This is a genomic window from Enterobacter cloacae, assembly GCF_013375935.1.
In the GTDB taxonomy this organism is placed as follows: domain Bacteria; phylum Pseudomonadota; class Gammaproteobacteria; order Enterobacterales; family Enterobacteriaceae; genus Enterobacter; species Enterobacter pasteurii.
This window is the reverse complement of the sequence record NZ_CP056117.1, coordinates 4,362,704-4,382,926: the sequence shown is the minus strand read 5'-3', so window position 1 is coordinate 4,382,926 and position 20,223 is coordinate 4,362,704. Positions and strand designations below refer to the sequence as shown.

Below are 20,223 nucleotides of genomic sequence, written 5' to 3'. Positions count from 1 at the left end.
TGCCCTCACCCTGATCCTCTCCCACGGGAGAGGGAACAAACCCTAAAAACGGCAACGAAGTTGCCGTTTTGCTTTTATTTTGCCATCGCCTTCTCGTTCTTCGCCCGCAGCTTCTTCGCCCGACTTTCCAGCACCAGATAGCAGACCGTTGCCAGCGCCAGCGGCAGGAAGTAGTAGATCATGCGGTACGCAAGGAGGGCAGCGATGATCGTTCCCTGAGAGACATGCTCGCCGGCCAGCAGGGCAATAAATACCGCCTCCAGCACGCCAATGCCCGCCGGGATATGGACTATCACGCCGGCAATACTGCTCACCAGCAGCACGCCCAGCACGAAGAAGTAGTTCACATCTTCCCCGATCAACAGCCAGATAATTGCCCCCATCGCCATCCAGTTGGCGCTGGAAACCACCATTTGCAGAACGGCGAACTTCCACGACGGCAGCACCAGCTTCTGACCTTTAATGGTCATATGGCGACGTTTAGCAAAGGCGCACGCCCACAGATAGACCGCGATAATCAACAGCAGCACAATGCCCAGAATGCGCAACGTTGCTTCATCGATATACCAGTGCGCAGGCAGCTGCACGACGCCGATGGTGAAAATCACCCCGCCCAGCAGGATGTATCCCAGCCAGTTGGTGGTGATACTCAGCGAGAAAATGCGGGTGATGGTTCCGCCGGGTAATCCGAGGCGCGAGTACAGGCGATAGCGCATGCCGATGCCGCCCACCCAGGTGCTCAGCGTCAGGTTGAAGGCGTAGCAGATGAGCGACACCAGCATCACCTGCCGCTTTGCCAGCTTATGGCCGCAGTAGGCACGCCCGAGCAGGTCGTAGCAGCCGTACATCAGGTAGCTCACGATGACCAGCCCAACGGCCCCCAGCAGCACCATCCGGTTGTAGTTGCGGATAACTTTCCACACCTCTTCCCAGTCCACTTTCTGGGCGTACACCACCAGCAGTACCGCGACGGCAATAAAGAACAGCCAGGTGAGTATTTTTTTCGCCAGCCGCCAGCGAGGATGCGATTTTGACATCAGGTTTTCCCTCCATCTTCCGCTTCAACGCGGTCCTGGGTTTCCATTTCGGGTTGAACCGGAGGATCAACCAGCGCCAGCTTCGGCGTGTGCGCGGGCAGCCAGCCCACCATCGCCGGGAAGTGGCGCAGGAAGTGGAACACCACCACGCCGATGCCAACGTTCCACCAGCTGCGTTTCGGCACCATGGATTCATCCACCCGCACGCAGTCATTCTTGATAAGCCCCTGAAGGTTGTCGCGCAGGGTCTGGTTAAACTGGCGATCGTGAATAATCAGGTTCGCCTCCAGATTGAGCGACAGGCTCAGCGGATCGAGGTTGCTGGAGCCGACGGTTGCCCAGTGGTCATCCATAACGGCCACTTTGCCGTGCAGCGGGCGGCGGCGATATTCATAGATCTGCACGCCGCTTTTCACCAGGTAGCGGTAGAGCAGACGGGCACCGACCTTCACAATCGGCATATCCGGCTCGCCCTGCACGATGAGCTTCACGCTCACGCCGCGTCGGGCCGCGTTGCGCATGGCGTGCAAAATACGGTAGCCGGGGAAGAAGTAGGCGTTGGCGATAATTACCTCGCGTTTGGCGTTGGCCAGCATCTTCAGGTAGTGGCGCTCGATGTCGTCCCGATGCTCCTCGTTGTCCCGCCAGACAAACAGCGCCTGGGCTTCGCCCGGCTTGCGGTTCTCTTCCGGGCGATGGCGGCGTCGCCACCAGCGGCGAGCGGCCTCTTTGCCGGGCAGGTTTTCCAGCACGAACAGCTGAATGTCCTGCACCACCGGTCCTTCAATGCGGATGGCGTAGTCCTGCTTGGCCTCCGGACCGTAATCCGACATATGCTCAGCGGAGTAGTTAATGCCGCCCACGAACGCTACCGTTTCGTCCACCACCACGATTTTGCGGTGCATACGGCGGAACAGGTTGGTGCGCATGCCGAACAGGCGCGGGCCGGGGTCGTAATAGCGGAACACCACGCCCGCGGCGGTGAGCTCATTAACAAATTCATCGCTGAGATCCGGCGAGCCATACCCGTCGAGCAGAACCTCGATTTTTATACCGCGCCGGGCGGCCTGCAGCAGCGTGCCGTGCAGCTGTCGGCCAACGTCGTCTTCAAACCAGATAAACGTTTCCAGGAATACTTTCTGCTGTGCGTGGCTAATCGCCTCAAAGACCGCCGGATAAAAGTTATCGCCGTTTTCCAGCAGCGTAATGCGGTTACCTTCCTGCCATGTGCATTTCATAAGTGTATCTCCGCGCTGAGTGGGGCATGGTCGGAGAGATGTCGCCAGTTGAGTAAGGCCAGCGCCGTCGGGCTGCTGGCATGGGCATTTTTAACGTAGATGCGGTCCAGGCGCAGCAGGGGGAAGCGCACCGGAAACGTCCGTGCGGGACGCCCGCGCGCGCGGGTGAAAATCTCCTCCAGCCCCGCGTTCACCTTCAGCGGATGGTTGGCGCGCTGCCGCCAGTCGTTGAAATCACCGGCAACCACCACGGGCTCGCCCTCGGGCAGCGCATTCGTCCACTCTGCCAGCATCTGCAGCTGGGCCTGACGGTGGGCTTCACGCAGGCCCAGGTGCACGCAGCCCACGTGTATGGGGTAATCAAGGTCCGGCGGCGTGATGCGGCAGTATAGCAGCCCGCGCTTTTCGCTCTCCCCAACGGAGACGTCGCGATTCTCATAATGTTCAATTGGATAACGCGACAGCACGGCGTTACCGTGATGCCCCTCCGGATAGACCGCGTTGCGCCCGTAGGCGTAATCGCTCCACATGGTATCCGCCAGAAATTCGTAGTGGGGCGTGTCGGGCCAGTTTTCGAAATGCATCGGATGCACCTCGTGGGCGCCCATGACCTCCTGCAGGCAGACAATATCGGCGCTGACGGTGCGTACCGCGTCGCGCAGCTCCGGTAAAATGAAGCGGCGGTTAAATGCTGTGAAGCCCTTATGAATGTTTATCGTCAGCACCTTAAGCGAGAAATGCTGCGTTTTTTTGCTCATAAACACCTTCCTGGGTGACTATCCCGATGAAAATAAAGTGTAGTAGGCGTCACAAAAAGATGCGGCGTTACGGAATTTTCCGTAAAGTGCGGTAGTCTGAATTAGCAGAGAAAAATCCTTCAGGAGAGAAGCCATGAAGTGGCAACAACGCGTTCGTGTCGCAACCGGTTTGAGTTGCTGGCAGATAATGTTGCATTTACTGGTCGTGGCCGTACTGGTGATGGGCTGGATGAGCGGCACGCTGGTGCGTGTTGGCTTAGGCTTATGCGTGCTTTACGGCGTGACCGTGCTGTCGATGCTGTTTTTACAGCGTCATCACGACGCGCGCTGGCGTGAAGTGGGTGATGTGCTCGAAGAGCTCACCACCACCTGGTATTTCGGTGCGGCAATGATCGTCCTGTGGCTGCTGTCACGCGTGCTGCAAAACAACCTGCTGCTGGCCCTGGCGGGTCTGGCTATCCTCGCAGGGCCTGCGGTGGTGTCGTTGCTCACCAAAGAGAAAAAGCTACGCGATGTTTCGTCTAAACATCGCATAGGCCACTGAGCCCGTTGTGGCCGCGATGACCAGTAGCGGCCACAAGCTTCCCCACACAATATCCAGACTCGCATCCTTCAGATAGATTTGCTTGGTGATATCCGTAAAGTGACGAATCGGGTTTATCCACGTCAAATCCTGTAGCCATACCGGCATGTTCTCAACAGGCGAAACGTACCCTGAAAGCAAAATCGCCGGCATCATAAAGACAAACACCCCGATAAACGCCTGCTGCTGCGTGGAGCAGAGCGCGGAAATCAGCAGTCCAAACCCTACCAGCGACAGGCCGTAAATCACCATCGTGAAGTAAAACAGCGCCAGCGAACCGGCGAACGGGATCTGGTAGGCCCAAATCCCAATACCCAGCACGATGGTGGCCTGGAAGGTGGCGACAATCAGCGCCGGCACCGCCTTGCCGACGAAGATCTGCCAGGTGGCGAGCGGGGAGACCAGCAGCTGATCGAGCGTACCTTGTTCCCGCTCGCGGGCCACGGACAGCGAGGTGACGATCATCACACCGATGGTGGTGATCATGGCGATAAGCGACGGTACCACGAACCACTTGTAGTCCAGATTCGGGTTATACCAGTTGCGCACCACCAGCTCGCTGTTGTTGGGTTTAGGTTTGCCCGTCATCAGCTCCTGCTGGTAATCCTTCACCACCTGTTGCAGGTAGTTCGCCGCTATCTGGGCGCTGTTGGAGTTACGCCCGTCGAGGATCAGCTGCATCGGCGCGGTCTGGAAGGTGTCCAGGTTACGGGAGAAATCCGCCGGGAAGCGCACCAGCAGCAACGCTTTCTGCGTGTCGATGGTGGGCTGGATCTCCTGCGGGCTTTTCAGCAAAAGCACGTGGGTAAAGGCTTTGGCGCGGGCGAAGCGCTGGGTCAGCTCGACGGAATGCCTGCCGTTGTCCTCGTTGTAGACGGCGATGGTGGCGTTAGTCACCTCCAGCGTGGCGGCAAACGGAAACAGTAAAACCTGAAGCAGCACCGGCAGCACCAGAATGGCGCGGGTCTGCGGCTCGCGCAGCAGCGATTGCAGCTCTTTGCGGATCAGTGTCCATAAACGGTGAAACATACTTACTCCTCAGTCCAGTCGCCGTCTGGTTTTCAGCCACGTCAGGCCGATAAACATCACCGCCGACGCCATCAAGAACAGGGTGTTAATAATCAGCACCACCGGAATATTCCCCGCCAGGAACAGGCTTTGCAGCGTGCTGACAAAGTAGCGCGCCGGGATGACGTAGGTCACGGCGCGGATCACCGCGGGCATACTGTCTATCTGGAAGATAAACCCGGATAACATAATCGACGGCAGGAAGGCGGCGTTAAGCGCCACCTGCGCGGCGTTAAACTGGTTGCGGGTGATGGTGGAGATCAGCAGCCCCATTCCCAGCGTGCTCAGTAAAAACAGGCTGGTAATAAAGAACAGCACGATGAGTGAACCGCGGTACGGCACGCCGAGGATAAAGACCGCGACAAGCATGCAGAGCAGCATCGCCAGCATGCCGAGGAAGTAGTAGGGGATGAGCTTGCAGAGCAGCAGCTCGACGCGCGTCACTTCGGTGGAGAGCAGTGCCTCCATGGTGCCGCGCTCCCATTCGCGGGCGATGACCAGCGAGGTGAGGATCGCCCCTATCACCGTCATGATGATGGTCACCGCGCCCGGAATAATAAAGTGCTGGCTGATGGCGGCGGGGTTAAACCAGTAGCGCGTCTGCACGTCAATCAGCGGTTCAAACTTTTCCCCCCGGTCCTCGGCGCGCTGCAACTGCCATAGCTGCCAGATCCCCTCCGCGTAGCCCTGCACAAAGTTCGCGGTGTTCGGCTCGCTGCCGTCGGTAATCACCTGGATCGGCGCATCGGCGCCCGGGCGCGCCATGTTGGCCGCGAAATCCACCGGGATGACGATCAGGCCGCGAATTTTCCCGGCCTGCATTTTCTGGATCAATTCCTGTCGGCTGTCGCTGATGGTGGCATCGATGTAGGGCGAGCCGGTCATGGCGTGGGTGAAGTCCAGCGCCTCTTCGCTCTGCTGCTCCAGCAAAATCCCGATCCGCAGCTTGCTGGAGTCGAGGTTAATGCCGTAGCCGAAAATAAACAGCAGCAGCAGGGGGATCACCACCGCAATCAGCCAGCTGCTGGGATCGCGCACGATCTGGCGGGTCTCTTTGACGCACAGGGCGCGTACCCGGCGCCAGGAGAGGGCGTTACTGCGCATGGGCATTCTCCTTATCCCAGTCGTGGATGAGGGTGATAAACGCCTGCTCCATGGTCGGGTCCGGCTGTTCGTCGTCGGCGGCCTGCGCTTTCAGATCGTCCGGCGTGCCGTGAGCAATCAGCTTGCCGCGGTAAACCAGCCCGATGCGGTCACAGTACTCCGCCTCGTCCATAAAGTGGGTGGTGACCATCACCGTAACCCCTTTCTCCACCATGCTGTTGATATGCAGCCAGAACTCGCGGCGGGTGAGGGGATCCACGCCCGAGGTGGGTTCATCAAGAAACAGGATATCCGGCTCATGCATCAACGAGCAGGCCAGCGCCAGCCGCTGCTTGAAGCCGAGCGGCAGCGCGTCGGTCGCCTGGGAGGCGATGTCGGTCAGGCCGAAGGCGTCGCACATGCGGCCGATCTTCTCGTTCTGCGCCCGTCCCCGCAGGCCGTAGACGCCGGAGAAAAAGCGCAGGTTCTGCTCAACCGTCAGGTTGCCGTACAGGGAAAACTTCTGCGCCATATAGCCCAGGTGCTGGCGCGCCTTGCCGGAACTGACCTTGAGATCCATGTCCAGCACCAGCGCCTTGCCGGAGGTCGGCACCAGCAGGCCGCACATCATTTTAAAGGTGGTCGATTTTCCCGCGCCGTTCGGCCCCAGCAGGCCAAAAATCTCGCCGCGCTTCACGGCAAAGTTGACGTTGTCGGTGGCGGCGAAGTCGCCAAATTTCTTGGTGAGCGATTTCGCTTCAATCACCGTTTCGCCCGCCGTGCCTTCAACCGTGTGCAGAATGGCGCCAAGCGGCGACTCCGAGGTTCCCGCGCCCCCCAGCAGATCGATAAACGCGTCTTCAAAGCGCGGGGTAGTTTCCTGCATCTCAATTTCAGGCATACCCTGCGCCCGGCGGATATCGTCGGCGGTGGCCTCTTTTTTGAGGATCGCCCGCACCGAACGTCCCTGAATCATCCCGTCGCTGATCTGCGGGAGCTTCAGCACCCGCTGGAGCAGTCTGCGGTTCGACTCCTGCGGGCTGTGCAGCAGGAAGCTGCGTCCGGCCATGGTTTGCGTCAGCTTAGTGGGTTCGCCCTGATAGAGCAGTTCCCCTTCGTTCATCAGCAGCACGTCGCGGCACTGTTCTGCTTCATCAAGGTAGGAGGTGCTCCAGAGGATAAGCATGCCGTCGCCCGCCAGCTCGTGCACCATCTGCCACAGCTCGCGGCGGGAAATCGGGTCCACGCCCACGCCGGGTTCATCCAGCAGCAGCACTTTCGGCTCGCCCACCAGCGTACAGGCCAGCCCCAGCTTCTGCTTCATCCCGCCGGAGAGCTTGCCCGCCAGCCGGTCAGTGAACGGGCCGAGGGAGGTAAACTCCAGCAGGCGCGCAAAGGTGTTCTGCCGGGTTTCGCCGGTGACGCTGCGCAGGTCGGCGTACAGATTGAGGTTTTCCATCACCGTCAAATCTTCGTACAGGCCAAACTTCTGCGGCATATAGCCGAGCATGCCGTGGAGCGCCGCGTCGTCTTTAATCGGATCGAGGCCAAGCACGCTTGCCGCGCCTTCATCCGGCTTCAGCAGCCCGGCCAGCATCCGCATCAGCGTGGTTTTACCCGCGCCGTCCGGGCCGACCAGCCCGGTCACATAGCCTTTGTGAATGGTACAGTTCAGCGGCGCGACCGCCGGTTTGTCCATCCCCGCAAAGCGTTTGACCAGATTATTGAGCTGGATAACCGCATCATTCATGTCGTTCCCCGTCGTTTAAGGTCACGGTAACGGGCATACCCTGGCGCAGCGCGTCGTCCGCGTCGGTAACGATAATGCGCAGGCGATACACCAGGTCGGTACGCAGATCCGGGGTTTCAACCGTTTTCGGCGTAAATTCAGCCGTTGGGGAGACAAAGCCCACCTTGCCGTGATACGGCCTGTCCGGGCGACCGTCGGTGTAGAGCAGCAGCTCGCGGCCCGGCTGCATCTGGCCGAGATTGGGCTCATCAATGTAGGCGCGCACCCATACCGGACGCGTTAAGGAGAGCGTTAATACGGTGCTGCCCGCGCTGAGCATGCTGCCCGGCTCCACGGCGCGGGTCATCAGGGTGCCGTCAGACGGGGCGATGAGGGTGGTATCGCGCAGATCCAGCTCCGCCTGGGCCAGCTGCGCCTGGGCCTGTTCGAGGCTGGCTTTTGCCTGAGTAATGTCCTGCGCGCGGTTACCGGAGCGGTACTGGCTGAGCTTATCCTGCGCGGATTTCAGCGTCGCCTGGGCCTGGTCGCGGGATGAGCGCGCATTTTCCAGATCGTTGGCGGAAATGGTGCGGCTTTTCCACAGCCCCTGCTGGCGGTTGTAGAAATTCTGCGCGTAGTCATAGGCGGCTTTCGCCTGCTTAACGGCAGCGGCGGCCTGAGAAATTTCTTCATCGCGATAGCCCGCCAGCATCAGGTCATACTGCGCCTGCGCGACCGAAACGCCTGCTTTTGCCTGCATCAGGGCGTTCTCAAACGGGGCCTTGTCCAGCATCCCCAGCGTCTGCCCGGCTTTAATGGCATCGCCTTCGTCAACGTTCAGCGAGGCCAGCCGGCCGCCGACGCGGAAGCTCATATTCACGGTGCGGATATCAACGTTGCCGTAGAGCGTCAGGCCACGATCCTGCTGGCTCTGATACCACAGCCAGCCGCCAATGCCCGCAGCAAGCAAAATAACAACCACCAGAATGATGGCGACAGGTTTTTTCATGACTTCTCGCTCCTTTGCGTTAAGCCTTGCAGGATCAGATCAACGTGGCGGGTAATGACCTGGCTAATTTGCGCGGCTTTATCCTCATCGAATTGTGTCCAGCCCGTACGTAACAGGATGGTTTCGCGCCCCAGACGGAAGGCGAGTACTTCGCCCAACAGGGCGTGGGTATGCAAAATGGTGGCGGTATCGCTGGCGTCCCGTCCGGTATAGGCTGCGACAAGCCGGGTCAGATGGGTGTGCATCGGGGCGATCACCTGTTCGTGAACCAGCTGGTAGGCGGCAGTGGGGGAGAGCTGCTCGCGGGAGATAAACCTGCTCAGGTTCAGCGTATCGTCGTGCGTCAGCAGGCGGATCATGTTGTGACAGGCGTTAAGAATAAGCTGGCGGATGGCGGCACGGTCGGGTTCTGGCTGGCTGAACAGCGCGGTGGCCTCTTCAACGTGCGAACGAAAGTGGGTGCCAATAAAATCGGCGATCCACTGGGCGCAGGCGAGGTACAAATCCTCTTTTGAGCCAAAATAGTAGGTAATGGCCGCAATGTTCTGTCCGGCCTGGGCGGCGATATCCCGCGTGGTGGCATGCAGGCCATACTCACCAAACTGCGCCAGCGCGGCGGCGATAAGCTGGCTTTTTGCCTGTTCGCCTTTGGTTGTCGTTGGGGTCGTATTCATGGCGGTATTAAAAATTAATCAATCGATTGATTAAGATTATGCCGGAATCGCGCAAACGTCGAGGCATCGCCGGGGATATTTTATGCGCCACGTCACAAAAGCTGCTACACTCCGCACCTTCGTGACATTGTGGTTTTTGTCCTTCCCGTTTGTTATATCTCCCTGAAAACTACACCTGTGATGGTCGGGGCGGTTCGGAGTTTTTATGTCTTTTGATTCCCTTGGCCTGAACCCGGAAATTCTGCGCGCCATCGCAGAGCAGGGCTACGTTGAGCCAACCCCTATTCAGCAGCAGGCCATTCCGGCCGTGTTGCAGGGCCGTGACCTGATGGCCAGCGCCCAGACCGGCACCGGTAAAACCGCGGGCTTTACCCTGCCGCTGTTAGAGCTGCTGGTAAAAAATCAGCCGCACGCCAAAGGCCGTCGTCCGGTACGCGCCCTGATCCTTACCCCAACCCGCGAGCTGGCGGCACAGATCGGCGAGAACGTGCGTGAGTACAGCCGCTACCTCAACATCCGTTCGCTGGTGGTGTTCGGTGGGGTGAGCATTAACCCACAGATGATGAAGCTGCGCGGCGGCGTGGACGTGCTGGTGGCAACGCCGGGCCGTCTGCTGGATCTGGAACACCAGAACGCGGTGAAGCTGGACAGCATCGAAATTCTGGTGCTGGACGAAGCGGACCGCATGCTCGACATGGGCTTTATTCACGATATTCGCCGCGTGCTGGCGAAGCTGCCCGCGCGTCGTCAGAACCTGCTGTTCTCCGCGACCTTCTCCGACGAGATCAAGGCGCTGGCGGAAAAGCTGCTGCATAACCCGCTGGAAGTGGAAGTGGCGCGCCGCAATACCGCCTCCGAGCAGGTGACGCAGCACGTTCACTTCGTTGATAAAAAACGCAAGCGGGAGCTGCTCTCCCAGATGATCGGCCAGGGCAACTGGCAGCAGGTGCTGGTCTTTACCCGCACCAAGCACGGCGCGAACCACCTGGCGGAACAGCTGAACAAAGACGGCATCCGCAGCGCGGCGATCCACGGCAACAAGAGCCAGGGCGCGCGTACCCGGGCGCTGGCGGACTTTAAGTCTGGCGATATCCGCGTGCTGGTGGCGACCGACATCGCCGCCCGCGGTCTGGACATTGAAGAGCTGCCGCACGTGGTGAACTACGAGCTGCCAAACGTGCCGGAAGACTACGTTCACCGCATTGGCCGTACCGGCCGTGCTGCGGCAACCGGTGAAGCGCTCTCTCTGGTTTGCGTGGATGAACACAAGCTGCTGCGCGATATTGAACGTCTGCTGAAGAAAGAGATCCCGCGCATCGAAACCCCGGGCTATGAGGTTGATCCGTCAATCAAAGCCGAGCCGATTCAGAACGGCCGCCAGGGCGGCGGTCGCGGTCAGGGCGGCGGCGGCCGCGGCCAGCAGCCGCGTCGTTCAGAAGGCGGCGCCGCGAAATCCCCGGGCAAACCGCCGCGTCGTAATAACGACAGCAAACCGGCCGGTGAAAACCCGTGGCGCAGCGGCGAAGGGAAGCCGGCAGGGGAAGGGCAGCGCCGACGCCGCCCGCGCAAGCCTGCTAACCCGCAGTAATCTGGAAGCCCGGTCGTAATGCCGGGCTTTTCTTTTTGCGGCAGCGGGAAGAAAGTGCCACAATAGTGGCTGTTTATACAGTATTCCAGGTTTTCCGATGGCTTTAACCGCGGCGCTAAAAGCGCAAATTGGCGCATGGTATAAGGCGCTACAGCAGCAGATCCCCGATTTTATCCCCCGAGCGCCGCAGCGGCAGATGATTGCCGACGTGGCTAAAACGCTCGCCGGGGACGACGGGCGACATCTGGCGATAGAAGCCCCGACCGGGGTCGGGAAAACCCTGTCGTATCTCATTCCCGGCATCGCGATTGCCCGGGAAGAAGACAAAACGCTGGTGGTCAGCACCGCCAACGTGGCGCTGCAGGATCAGATCTTCAGCAAAGATTTACCGCTGCTGCGCAAAATCATCCCCGACCTGCGGTTCACCGCCGCCTTTGGGCGCGGGCGCTATGTTTGTCCGCGTAACCTCGCGGCGCTGGCCAGCAGTGAACCTTCCCAGCAGGATCTGCTCGCCTTTCTCGACGACGAGCTGACGCCAAACAATAAGGCGGAGCAGGAGCTGTGTGCAAAGCTGAAAACCGAGCTCGACGGCTATAGGTGGGACGGCCTGCGGGATCACACCAGCCAGGCGATTAGCGACGACCTGTGGCGCAGGCTCAGCACCGATAAAGCGAGCTGCCTGAACCGCAACTGTCACTACTACCGCGAGTGCCCGTTCTTTGTCGCCCGGCGCGAGATTCAGGAGGCGGAGGTGGTTGTGGCAAACCACGCGCTGGTGATGGCCGCGCTGGAGAGCGAAGCGGTGCTGCCGGAGCCGAAAAACCTGCTGCTGGTGCTCGACGAAGGTCACCATCTGCCCGACGTGGCGCGGGACGCGCTGGAGATGAGCGCGGAAATCACCGCGCCGTGGTTTCGTCTACAGCTGGATCTGTTCTGCAAGCTGGTGGCCACCTGCATGGAGCAGTTCCGCCCGAAAACCACGCCGCCGCTGGCGGTCCCGGAGCGGCTGAGCGAGCACTGCGACGAGGTTTACGGCCTTATCTCCTCGCTGAATAACATCCTCAACCTCTATCTTCCCGCCGCCCAGGAGGCGGAACACCGCTTTGCGATGGGGGAGCTGCCGGAAGAGGTAATGGAGATTTGCCAGCAGCTGGCGAAGCACCTCGAAAAGCTGCGCGGGCTGGCGGAGATGTTCTTAAACGATCTCAGCGAGAAAACCGGTACCCATGACGTGGTGCGCTTGCACCGCATTCTGCTGCAAATGAACCGCGTGCTGGGGATGTTTGAAGCGCAGAGCAAGCTCTGGCGGCTGGCCTCGATGGCGCAGGCCTCCGGCGCGCCGGTGACGAAATGGGCGACCCGCGAGGTGCGGGAAGGGCAGGTGCATCTGTTCTTCCACTGCGTGGGCATCCGCGTGGCGGATCAGCTGGAAAAGCTGATCTGGCGCAGCGTGCCGCACGTGGTGGTGACGTCCGCGACGCTGCGTTCCCTGAACAGCTTCTCAAGACTGCAGGAGATGAGCGGCCTGAAAGAGAAAGCGGGCGACCGCTTTGTGGCGCTGGACTCGCCGTTTAACCACTGCGAGCAGGGCAAGCTGGTCATCCCGCGCATGAACTTTGAGCCGCTTATCGACAACGAAGAGCAGCACATTGCGGAGATGGCGGCCTACTTCCGCGAACAGGTCGAGAGCAAAAAATACCCCGGCATGCTGGTGCTGTTTGCCAGCGGGCGCGCGATGCAGCGCTTTCTGGAGCACGTTACCGATCTGCGTTTACTCCTGCTGGTGCAGGGCGACCAGCCGCGCTACAGGCTGGTGGAAACCCACCGCAAGCGGATTGATAACGGCGAGCGCAGCGTGCTGGTGGGGCTTCAGTCTTTTGCTGAAGGTCTGGATCTCAAGGGTGATTATCTGACGCAGGTGCATATTCATAAAATCGCCTTCCCGCCCATCGACAGCCCGGTAGTCATCACCGAAGGCGAGTGGCTGAAAAGCCTCAACCGCTACCCGTTTGAGGTGCAAAGCCTGCCGGCGGCGTCGTTTAACTTGATTCAGCAGGTCGGTCGTCTTATTCGCAGCCACGGCTGCTGGGGCGAAGTGGTGATATACGACAAGCGTCTGCTCACCAAAAACTACGGGCAGCGGCTGCTGAACGCGCTGCCGGTGTTCCCGATTGAGCAGCCGGAGGTACCGGAAGTGAAAAAACGCCCGGCAAAACTGGCCGCCGGGCGTAAAAAAGGCATCCATGCCAGAGGGCGCGGTCCTACTGGTAAGTAAAGGTGGCCTGAACAACGCTGTTGAACGTGCCGGCAGTCACGGGCATGGCGGTTGCGTAATAGCGTGCGGCCATGGGGAAAGTGGCGGTGTGGGTGCCGGCATCGATCACCACGCTGAACCGGGCCTCGGGGGCAAGCACGATGTAGTCCAGGCGATCGGCCAGCTCTAGCGCCACCCCCGTTGCGGTGCCGCTATTGGCGAATTTGAAGGGATGGTCCCTGTCGCGCGGGCCGTCAACGGAAACGGTGGCGACCGTCAGCGTGGGCGGGCAGTTCGTCAGCGTTAAATCGAATTTTTTCCACGGACCGGTATCGCCGATGTCACGGAAGTCGCTGGCAACGCCCTGCCCCAGATCCACCACCATATTCTGGCTGCCACCGTCCACCTGACAGGTGGTGTCGTAAATATTTCCTTCGATATTGAGCGTAACGTCGGTCGCGACCGCCGGGAGGCTCGTCAGTGCGAGTAAAAGGGGTAACGTTTTCATCTTCGCTCCGTCACTGGTATTCAAGATCGATTGTGGCGATCGTATTAGCTTTCCCCGCGGTGACGGTGGCATCCGTCTGGTAATACTGCACGGCGAACGGGATCACATCCGGGACGCCTGGCTCTGCTCTACCACCGACCGGGATAGGGAAGTCGTATTTAAGATCGACACCGTCAAGCAGCATTCGCACCCCGACGCCCGTGGCGCTGTCGCTGCCGGGCGTAAGGTTCAGGACATCACCAAACTGGCCGTTAACGCCGTTAACGCCGTTCGCGCTGGTCACCGAGGCCGTAAGGTTGACCTCTTCCGTGCAGGTGGTGGTGATGCTGAAATACTTCCAGGCCGTATAGCTGCCCACGTGGGTAAACTGTGATACCGGGAAATCGCCGAGTGAGACCGTCAGATTGAGGGGATCGATAGAGCAGGTCGCCGTTCTTTCGCTAACCGTGGCGGAATAGTGGCTCGTATTTCGCGCGCCAGAGATTCCGACAGAACGAAAAACGCCGAATCCAAAGGGATCCATCGCCGCCGACAGGGTGCCGCTCCCGATGTGTGACGCCGTTTTGATTAAGCGCTGGGTATAGCTGAACGAGAACGTTTGTCCGCTGTCGCTGCTGACCGTCCCGACGGGCGTCGCGGAGGTATCACATGAGTAGCCCTTTCCGCGAACGATCTGCCCGTTACTGTTCAGAAGCTCAATGCCAATGCCGTCTACGTTGGTTGAGTACACGCCCGGCATGCCCGGCACTTCCGTTCCCGTTCCGTAATAGCAGGAAATAATGGTGTGATTAGTCATTGGCCCGACACAGCTGCCGTTAACGGTGTGCGTCTTTGCCGACCCCGGGATGATGCCGCCAATGTCGAGGGTCGTGGGGACGGAAAGCGTGCCTGCATCAAGGGTATAAGGCAGGTCGGTGCTGTCGCAGGTGGTTGCCGCCTGCGCATGCGGCATCAGGCACGCGCCTGAGAGCAAGACAACCATCGCAAAGGCAAATCTCAATATGTTCATTTTTACCTCGAAAAGTCTCACACGCACCGCGCCGTAACGTTAATAACAGCCCCGTCGTCTTTTGCGGGAAGGTGATAGGTTGCGGAGCAGCGGCTGTCGGCGGTTTTCCCCCAGCTGACCTCAACCCTGCCTTTTTTCTGCATGCCGGTCATATAAACCTGCCCGCCATCGCCCACGATAAATTCGCCCTCCTGATGGGGCTGCGATGCCGTTGCGCCGAACGGGATCGCGCGTCCGTCCGCGCGTTTCAGCGTAATTAATACCCGGCTGCCCACGTGCGTTTCGTAATGCGCGCGAACAATCGCCCCGCGCGTCGGCGTTACGGTTTTTGCGGCCTGAGCAACGTCCGCCTTTTCCGGCAGCGTTTCGGTGTTGAGCGCAAGGGTGTTATGGCGGTATGGCGACACGTACGGCACGATGGCATAGCCGCGGAAATCGGTGCTCACGCCGGTCTGATTGGTAATGTTCGTGTCGTCTGCGCCCGGCGCTTCGACCAGCGCGGCCGTCTCGCCCATCGGCTGGCCCAGCGTGACGCCATGCGCATGAGCGACCATGCTGCCCTGAAGGCCGACGTTAAGCTGCTGCTGCTGGCTATCCTGTGAATATCCGGCGCTGACCTCCCCGTAGGTGCCTTTGTAATCGGCGTTCAGGCTGGTGCTGTCGCCGCTGCTCTGACCGTGGCTCTGCTGGACGCCCCAGCTGAGGTTATCGCCGGCGAGCGCGGTGCCGTTCAGGCCCACGCTTTGGGTGGAGTCGTGTTTCGTGCTGTTCAGGTTGTAGTTGACCCAGGTGTTGCGAAGCCAGCGATCGAGCGGCACGGAGACGTTAAAGGCGATGGTCTGCTCGCTGGTTTTCTCGTTATTGTCGTCGCTGCCGTCACGGGTGTTTTTATTGAGTCCGTAGTTCAGGCCGTAGCTCACCCCGTGCCAGGAGTTGTTATAGCCGACGTTCACTGACGTCATGCTTTCGCTGGAATTCCAGTAGTTCTCCTTCACCAGGCTCAGGGTCAGGGATCCAAACCTTCCGCCCAGGGACTGATCGACGGTGGCCTCTTCCCGGCTGCGTCGGGTGTCCGGCATTTCCCGGTCGTCATTGCGGGTATGCGAATCCAGGGTGTCCTGTAGCGTATAAAACCCTTTGCTGTTGTAGCGGTAGCCGGCAATGGAAAAATGGGTGCCGGTGGTGGCGAAATCTTTGCTGTAGCGGATGCGCCAGGAGCGCCCGTGGGTCGGCGCCTTGTCCTGCATCTCTGATTTGGCACCGGTGACATCCACCGAAAACGCGCCGAGATCGCCGATATTCTTACCGACTCCCAGCGCAAGGGCATCGTAATACTGGCTGGCCTGCACGCCGCCGTAGGCAGTAAAGCCGTAAGGCAACCCGTAGATTGCCGTACCCTGCATGAAAGGCGTTTTTTCGACGTCGCTGTCGTAGCTGCGGTAGCGTCCTGCGGTGAGGCTGTACTTAAAGCGGCCCTCACGCTGCAATACCGGCACCGAAGCGTAGGGCACCACAAAATGCTGTTCGCTGCCGTCGGTCTCTTTCACGGTGACGTTTAAGTCCCCGCTACCGCCGGTGGGGTAGAGGTCGTTTATTTCAAACGGGCCCGGCGCAACGTAGTTTTGATAGATGACGTAGCCGTTCTGGCGGACGATAACCTGGGCGTTGCTGTGTGCCGTTCCGCGGATGACGGGGGCAAAACCTTTCATGCTGTCCGGCAGCATATCGTCGTCCGACGCGATCTGCGCCCCGGTGAATGAAATGCTGTCAAACACGTCCGAAGGCGACGAGCTTTGCCCGAATTTAACGCTGCTGCCAAGGGAAATAATATCCCGCTGGACGTAGGTGTACACGGAAGAAAACTGGCTCTCCGCGTCACCGTCTCCGCTGGTTTTGCTCCAGGTGGAGTAGTTTCGCAAACGCCACGCCCCGAGGTTAAGACCGGGACGCAGGTTAAGAAACTCGCTGCGCTGGTCTGTGCCGTTCTCGCCCTTGCCGCGGTTGTCCCCGGCGGTAAAGCTGTAGTTCAGCAGCAGGGCGTTGATCCCCTCGTCATACTCCTGCGGGTCGACATAGTCGCGCGGCACACGGGTAATAGCGGTCTGCGGGATGCTTAACAGCAGCTGCTGAGGGTTAACGTGAAACGTGGCGCTGGCGGAGGGGATAACGCTCAGGTCAATGCACTGCGCCTTATCATCCTGCACGAATTTATCAATTTTAATGCCGAAGCTTTTTAACTGGGCCGCGTTCAGGCACGGCTGCAGCGTCGATTTTCCGCTGGCGTCTTTCTTTAGCGTGAACTCAATCTCTTTACTGGCGACTTTATTATTATTGACGTAGACGTCGACGTGATATTTACCGGGAGCCTGACCGGGGCCGATCTCGTAAATACTGAGGTCGGTTTTTCCCTGTCCAGGGTTGTCAATATCCAGCAGCGCCGGGTTGAAATAATCATCGGCCAGAACTTTTTGCACGCAAACGCCCAGCAGGGTACAGCCCAGCGCAATTAGCATTGAGCGTCCGTGCTGTTTGGGTGGTTCGGTGCTATATTCCCAGCGCATAATGATGTTCAGATATTCCCGGCGAGTTAGTTAATCTTTGCGGTATAAGACGGGCTAATGCCGCCGTAGTCATTAATGATTTTCCAGCTCACCGAGCGCGCGGTGATATTCCCGGGGTAGCAAAACGCGTTTCACTGTCAGGGGCTGCATAGGTGACTTTGTCAACCTTTTTACCGTCCAGCTTTATTTCCTGGAAGTTCATATAAAATGGCGTAGGGTTGTTGACAATAAGCTGGTTACCCTGCATGTGCCAGGATAATTGCGCGGCAACATCTTCCGGTTTACCGGTAATACCCGCCGGGCGATAGATAAGCTTAATTCGGGTTTTAATGGCAATTTGCAGCGTGTTGCTGATTTCATTGCGCTTAGAAGACGGAATAGATTTAATATTTAGCCAGAAAAGCGATTCACGATCGGCAGGCAAATTTCCCCCGGTCCGGATGATGCGCAGAACGTTGTCCTGTTTACCGTCCAGGCGGAACAGCGGCGGTGTGATCAAAAACGGTGCTTTCTCCCGCGCGTTATCTTCCGTCTCTACCCATGACTGCACCAGATAATCAAGATTGTCCGGGTTGCTGATACCAATGGAAGATTCTTTTTTATTTTCCGGGTATACCACGCGCGTGCCGCCGATGGTAATTCCGGCGTGCGCGGCAGTGGTGATCAATAAAAAGGAGGAGAGCAGAAGATATTTGCGCATAGCGACACCGTAATAAAGAAGTAACAGATATTAGCCACTGGGGTAGCTAATATCTGTTTTATTAGTTGTAAACGATGGTGAAGGTTGATGCGGCGTTCGCCAGCCCGGCAGAAATGATGTCTCCGGTCTGGATATAGCGTGCGCCAAACTGTAAATCGTTCGTTGTGGCACCTGGCGTGAGCGCATATTCTGTGGAAGCAGTATATAAGCTCAGCGGGTTTTGGGTTTTATCCAGCAGCTGGACTCCCACTCCCGACGCCGCGCCTGTTCCTGACGTAACCGCAAGGATATCCTTATTGTTACCGTCAGGCGTCCCACCGAAAGTCACTGAGGCGCTGGTGACCGTTTCAGGACAATCTTTGAGTTGAATGCTAAAGCGGGTTGTCGACGTCGTCGAACCACTTCCCGAAAATGCAGATTTAGCCACCTTACCTAATGAAACATTAAGTGGATTGCTTAAACCATTTACAACAGTACATGCGGAATCAATAATTTCACCCGTGAAATTAATTTGTCCTTCACCACTTGATGCAAATGCAGAAACGGAAGCACACGCCATCCCGGCAGCGATGCCCGCAATAATCATTTTTTTCATTTTAATCCTCTGAATGAAAGTGTGGTACTTCTCGCATTAATCATCACCTGGCTGATTAATTCGGGGCGAACTATCGCTGAGATTTATTTTTCGTTCAATTTCTCTTCAGACCATTTTTATCCTCGAAGCGTCTGCTCCAGCACCTAAGGGCGGAAAATGATTACCCGCTCGACATTTATCAGGGCTATAGTATCTGCATAGAGCCGCAAGGAGAGATGTCGTGGATTATCGTAAAATTATCAAAGAGGTAGGGCGTGGAAAGAACCATGCCCGCGACCTGGATCGGGAAACGGCCCGGGCCCTGTACACCCATATGCTAAACGGTGATGTCCCCGATCTGGAGATGGGCGGTATCCTGATTGCGCTACGCATCAAAGGCGAAGGTGAAGCGGAGATGCGCGGCTTTTATGAAGCCATGCAGGCGCAAACGCTGCGCTTAACGCCGCCGGCGGCAAAACCGATGCCGATTGTGATCCCAAGCTATAACGGTGCCCGCAAGCAGGCAAACCTGACGCCACTGCTGGCAATATTGCTGCACAGGCTCGGATTCCCGGTTGTTGTGCATGGCGTAACGGAAGATCCAACCCGCGTCCTGACTGAGACAATCTTTGATCTGCTGGGCATAGCGCCAACCCTGCACGCCGGGCAGGTGCAGGCCAGGCTTGACGGACATCAGCCGGTCTACATTCCGGTCGGGGCGCTGTGTCCTCCGCTGGAAAAGCAGCTGGATATGCGCTGGCGTATGGGGGTCCGTAACAGCGCCCACACGCTGGCAAAGCTGGCGACACCGTTTGCTGAAGATGCGGCGCTGCGCCTTTCCAGCGTATCGCACCCGGAATACGTCACCCGCGTGGGTAAATTCTTTGAGGACATTGGCGGAAGGGCGCTGTTAATGCACGGGACGGAAGGGGAAGTGTACGCCAATCCCCAGCGTTGCCCTCAGCTTATGCTTATTGATTCCACCGGAACGCGCGCCATTCTGGAACGCGGCGAGGAAAATACCGGCGTGATATTGCCCGAGGCGAAAGATCCGCATACGACCGCTCGCTGGATTGAGCAATGCCTCGCCGGAAACGTGCCTGTTCCACACTCCATCAGGCTGCAAATGGCGTGCTGCCTGGTGGCGACAGGGGAAGCGGAGACGGTGGAAGCGGGAATGCAGCGCGTGGCGCAGTCGTTTTAAGCAAAAAAAAAGCCCGTCCAGTGGCGGACGGGCAAGCAAAGGGTAACAACAACAGGGTCAATGAGGGTTGGAGCATCTCACCAGAGGGATGGTGAGGGGGGAGCATAATTCATTCGATTATTTGTAGATAACCGCGGTACCGCTCAGTTTGTTATTACCGTTAGCGGAGGTAATGGTGTATCCACTTGCGCCGGCAGCCGCTGCTTTCTCAGCCAGTTTTGCTTCCAGACCGTCCAGCGTGGTCGCGCCTTCAGCACTCACCACACCTATTTTGTTCAGGCTCTGTGCCTGAGTGGAAGAGACCGGCTCTACGGCGAAAGCGCCGAAGGACAGAGCGGACAGGGCAACAGCGGCAACAGCATATTTGATAGTTTTCATTGTCAAATTCTCGCAGGTTATTCTGTTAAGGGGACGATGTTCCGTCGATGTGATAAGTATCACGCTTTTTTGCGGAAGATAAAATCGAAGAGAATTGACGTGGTTACTCAAAAAATTTGAATGACAAATAACTTATTGATTACTAATAAATTCGCAGGTGCGATTTACACTTCTTGCGGCTGCGCTTTACAGAAGCGCTGAGAAGGGCACGTTTTGCTACGCGGTTCGCTGAAAGTCGTGAGCGTAAAGCTAAGCGCTTGCGCGGTTA

General features: G+C 58.3%; 17 protein-coding genes and 1 pseudogene. 4 read left to right on the top strand and 14 right to left on the bottom strand.

Going from position 1 to position 20,223, the window contains the following annotated elements:
* Positions 1-74 precede the first annotated feature (74 nt).
* Genes HWQ14_RS20560 through HWQ14_RS20550 form a run of 3 tightly spaced genes read right to left on the bottom strand, consistent with a single transcriptional unit; the run spans position 75 to position 3,033 of the window.
* Positions 75-1,037, bottom strand: a complete 963-nt coding sequence (locus HWQ14_RS20560) for a lysylphosphatidylglycerol synthase domain-containing protein (protein WP_176610839.1) — start codon at positions 1,035-1,037, stop codon at positions 75-77.
* On the bottom strand, positions 1,037-2,275 hold the full coding sequence (gene clsB / locus HWQ14_RS20555; RefSeq protein ID WP_176610838.1) for a cardiolipin synthase ClsB: 1,239 nt from the start codon (positions 2,273-2,275) through the stop codon (positions 1,037-1,039). Before clsB ends, HWQ14_RS20560 begins: the two co-directional genes overlap by 1 nt.
* The gene (locus HWQ14_RS20550) at positions 2,272-3,033 is read right to left on the bottom strand and encodes an endonuclease/exonuclease/phosphatase family protein (protein WP_176610837.1); all 762 of its coding nucleotides are present in this window, start codon (positions 3,031-3,033) and stop codon (positions 2,272-2,274) included. The genes clsB and HWQ14_RS20550 overlap by 4 nt, the downstream gene beginning before the upstream one ends.
* A gap of 133 nt (positions 3,034-3,166) precedes the next feature.
* Between HWQ14_RS20550 and HWQ14_RS20545 the strand changes: the two genes are divergently transcribed.
* Complete coding sequence (locus tag HWQ14_RS20545; protein WP_006809522.1) at positions 3,167-3,577, top strand: YbhQ family protein; 411 nt, start codon at positions 3,167-3,169, stop codon at positions 3,575-3,577.
* Here the strand turns inward: HWQ14_RS20545 and HWQ14_RS20540 are convergent.
* Genes HWQ14_RS20540 through cecR form a run of 5 tightly spaced genes read right to left on the bottom strand, consistent with a single transcriptional unit; the run spans position 3,539 to position 9,179 of the window.
* Positions 3,539-4,645, bottom strand: a complete 1,107-nt coding sequence (locus tag HWQ14_RS20540; protein WP_148420759.1) for an ABC transporter permease — start codon at positions 4,643-4,645, stop codon at positions 3,539-3,541. The genes HWQ14_RS20545 and HWQ14_RS20540 overlap by 39 nt on opposite strands.
* 9 nt (positions 4,646-4,654) lie before the next feature.
* Positions 4,655-5,788: an ABC transporter permease gene (locus HWQ14_RS20535; protein ID WP_176610836.1), complete on the bottom strand. Its 1,134-nt coding sequence runs from the start codon at positions 5,786-5,788 to the stop codon at positions 4,655-4,657.
* Positions 5,778-7,517, bottom strand: a complete 1,740-nt coding sequence (locus HWQ14_RS20530; RefSeq protein ID WP_176610835.1) for an ATP-binding cassette domain-containing protein — start codon at positions 7,515-7,517, stop codon at positions 5,778-5,780. The genes HWQ14_RS20535 and HWQ14_RS20530 overlap by 11 nt, the downstream gene beginning before the upstream one ends.
* Complete coding sequence (gene hlyD, locus HWQ14_RS20525) at positions 7,510-8,505, bottom strand: secretion protein HlyD (RefSeq protein WP_176610834.1); 996 nt, start codon at positions 8,503-8,505, stop codon at positions 7,510-7,512. The genes HWQ14_RS20530 and hlyD overlap by 8 nt, the downstream gene beginning before the upstream one ends.
* Positions 8,502-9,179, bottom strand: a complete 678-nt coding sequence (gene cecR, locus HWQ14_RS20520) for a transcriptional regulator CecR (RefSeq protein ID WP_148420755.1) — start codon at positions 9,177-9,179, stop codon at positions 8,502-8,504. Before cecR ends, hlyD begins: the two co-directional genes overlap by 4 nt.
* A gap of 205 nt (positions 9,180-9,384) precedes the next feature.
* Here cecR and rhlE point away from each other — a divergent pair, with 205 nt between their 5' ends.
* On the top strand, positions 9,385-10,767 hold the full coding sequence (gene rhlE, locus HWQ14_RS20515; RefSeq protein ID WP_176610833.1) for an ATP-dependent RNA helicase RhlE: 1,383 nt from the start codon (positions 9,385-9,387) through the stop codon (positions 10,765-10,767).
* Positions 10,768-10,864: 97 nt separating this feature from the next.
* A complete protein-coding gene (gene dinG, locus HWQ14_RS20510; RefSeq protein WP_176610832.1) occupies positions 10,865-13,042 on the top strand; it encodes an ATP-dependent DNA helicase DinG in 2,178 nt (725 codons plus the stop codon).
* Here the strand turns inward: dinG and HWQ14_RS20505 are convergent.
* The 5 genes and pseudogenes from HWQ14_RS20505 to HWQ14_RS20485 all read right to left on the bottom strand — a co-directional run bounded on the left by HWQ14_RS20505 (position 13,029) and on the right by HWQ14_RS20485 (position 18,394).
* Positions 13,029-13,529 (bottom strand): fimbrial protein, encoded by a 501-nt coding sequence (locus HWQ14_RS20505; protein ID WP_148420752.1) that lies wholly within the window; start codon positions 13,527-13,529, stop codon positions 13,029-13,031. The genes dinG and HWQ14_RS20505 overlap by 14 nt on opposite strands.
* A 10-nt stretch (positions 13,530-13,539) precedes the next feature.
* A complete protein-coding gene (locus HWQ14_RS20500; RefSeq protein ID WP_245166423.1) occupies positions 13,540-14,538 on the bottom strand; it encodes a fimbrial protein in 999 nt (332 codons plus the stop codon).
* A gap of 17 nt (positions 14,539-14,555) precedes the next feature.
* Positions 14,556-17,051, bottom strand: coding sequence for a fimbria/pilus outer membrane usher protein (locus tag HWQ14_RS20495; protein WP_245166422.1), 2,496 nt, complete (start codon positions 17,049-17,051; stop codon positions 14,556-14,558).
* Between the two features lie 74 nt (positions 17,052-17,125).
* Positions 17,126-17,799, bottom strand: a pseudogene (locus tag HWQ14_RS20490) (fimbrial biogenesis chaperone).
* A gap of 61 nt (positions 17,800-17,860) precedes the next feature.
* Positions 17,861-18,394: a fimbrial protein gene (locus tag HWQ14_RS20485; protein WP_176610829.1), complete on the bottom strand. Its 534-nt coding sequence runs from the start codon at positions 18,392-18,394 to the stop codon at positions 17,861-17,863.
* A gap of 220 nt (positions 18,395-18,614) precedes the next feature.
* Between HWQ14_RS20485 and ybiB the strand changes: the two genes are divergently transcribed.
* On the top strand, positions 18,615-19,577 hold the full coding sequence (gene ybiB / locus HWQ14_RS20480; protein ID WP_176610828.1) for a DNA-binding protein YbiB: 963 nt from the start codon (positions 18,615-18,617) through the stop codon (positions 19,575-19,577).
* Between the two features lie 117 nt (positions 19,578-19,694).
* Here the strand turns inward: ybiB and ybiJ are convergent, their stop codons facing one another.
* The gene (ybiJ, locus tag HWQ14_RS20475; RefSeq protein ID WP_148420746.1) at positions 19,695-19,955 is read right to left on the bottom strand and encodes a DUF1471 family protein YbiJ; all 261 of its coding nucleotides are present in this window, start codon (positions 19,953-19,955) and stop codon (positions 19,695-19,697) included.
* Positions 19,956-20,223: the final 268 nt, after the last annotated feature.

What these genes read in the sequence shown, in the direction of transcription:
- clsB (WP_176610838.1), bottom strand. Translation starts at nt 2,275, where the DNA reads ATGAAATGCACATGGCAGGAAGGTAACCGCATTACGCTGCTGGAAAAC.
- dinG (WP_176610832.1), top strand. Translation starts at nt 10,865, where the DNA reads ATGGCTTTAACCGCGGCGCTAAAAGCGCAAATTGGCGCATGGTATAAG.
- HWQ14_RS20535 (WP_176610836.1), bottom strand. Translation starts at nt 5,788, where the DNA reads ATGCGCAGTAACGCCCTCTCCTGGCGCCGGGTACGCGCCCTGTGCGTC.
- cecR (WP_148420755.1), bottom strand. Translation starts at nt 9,179, where the DNA reads ATGAATACGACCCCAACGACAACCAAAGGCGAACAGGCAAAAAGCCAG.
- HWQ14_RS20560 (WP_176610839.1), bottom strand. Translation starts at nt 1,037, where the DNA reads ATGTCAAAATCGCATCCTCGCTGGCGGCTGGCGAAAAAAATACTCACC.
- HWQ14_RS20485 (WP_176610829.1), bottom strand. Translation starts at nt 18,394, where the DNA reads ATGAAAAAAATGATTATTGCGGGCATCGCTGCCGGGATGGCGTGTGCT.
- HWQ14_RS20500 (WP_245166423.1), bottom strand. Translation starts at nt 14,538, where the DNA reads ATGAACATATTGAGATTTGCCTTTGCGATGGTTGTCTTGCTCTCAGGC.
- ybiJ (WP_148420746.1), bottom strand. Translation starts at nt 19,955, where the DNA reads ATGAAAACTATCAAATATGCTGTTGCCGCTGTTGCCCTGTCCGCTCTG.
- HWQ14_RS20495 (WP_245166422.1), bottom strand. Translation starts at nt 17,051, where the DNA reads ATGCTAATTGCGCTGGGCTGTACCCTGCTGGGCGTTTGCGTGCAAAAA.
- HWQ14_RS20505 (WP_148420752.1), bottom strand. Translation starts at nt 13,529, where the DNA reads ATGAAAACGTTACCCCTTTTACTCGCACTGACGAGCCTCCCGGCGGTC.
- HWQ14_RS20530 (WP_176610835.1), bottom strand. Translation starts at nt 7,517, where the DNA reads ATGAATGATGCGGTTATCCAGCTCAATAATCTGGTCAAACGCTTTGCG.
- HWQ14_RS20545 (WP_006809522.1), top strand. Translation starts at nt 3,167, where the DNA reads ATGAAGTGGCAACAACGCGTTCGTGTCGCAACCGGTTTGAGTTGCTGG.
- HWQ14_RS20550 (WP_176610837.1), bottom strand. Translation starts at nt 3,033, where the DNA reads ATGAGCAAAAAAACGCAGCATTTCTCGCTTAAGGTGCTGACGATAAAC.
- hlyD (WP_176610834.1), bottom strand. Translation starts at nt 8,505, where the DNA reads ATGAAAAAACCTGTCGCCATCATTCTGGTGGTTGTTATTTTGCTTGCT.
- rhlE (WP_176610833.1), top strand. Translation starts at nt 9,385, where the DNA reads ATGTCTTTTGATTCCCTTGGCCTGAACCCGGAAATTCTGCGCGCCATC.
- HWQ14_RS20540 (WP_148420759.1), bottom strand. Translation starts at nt 4,645, where the DNA reads ATGTTTCACCGTTTATGGACACTGATCCGCAAAGAGCTGCAATCGCTG.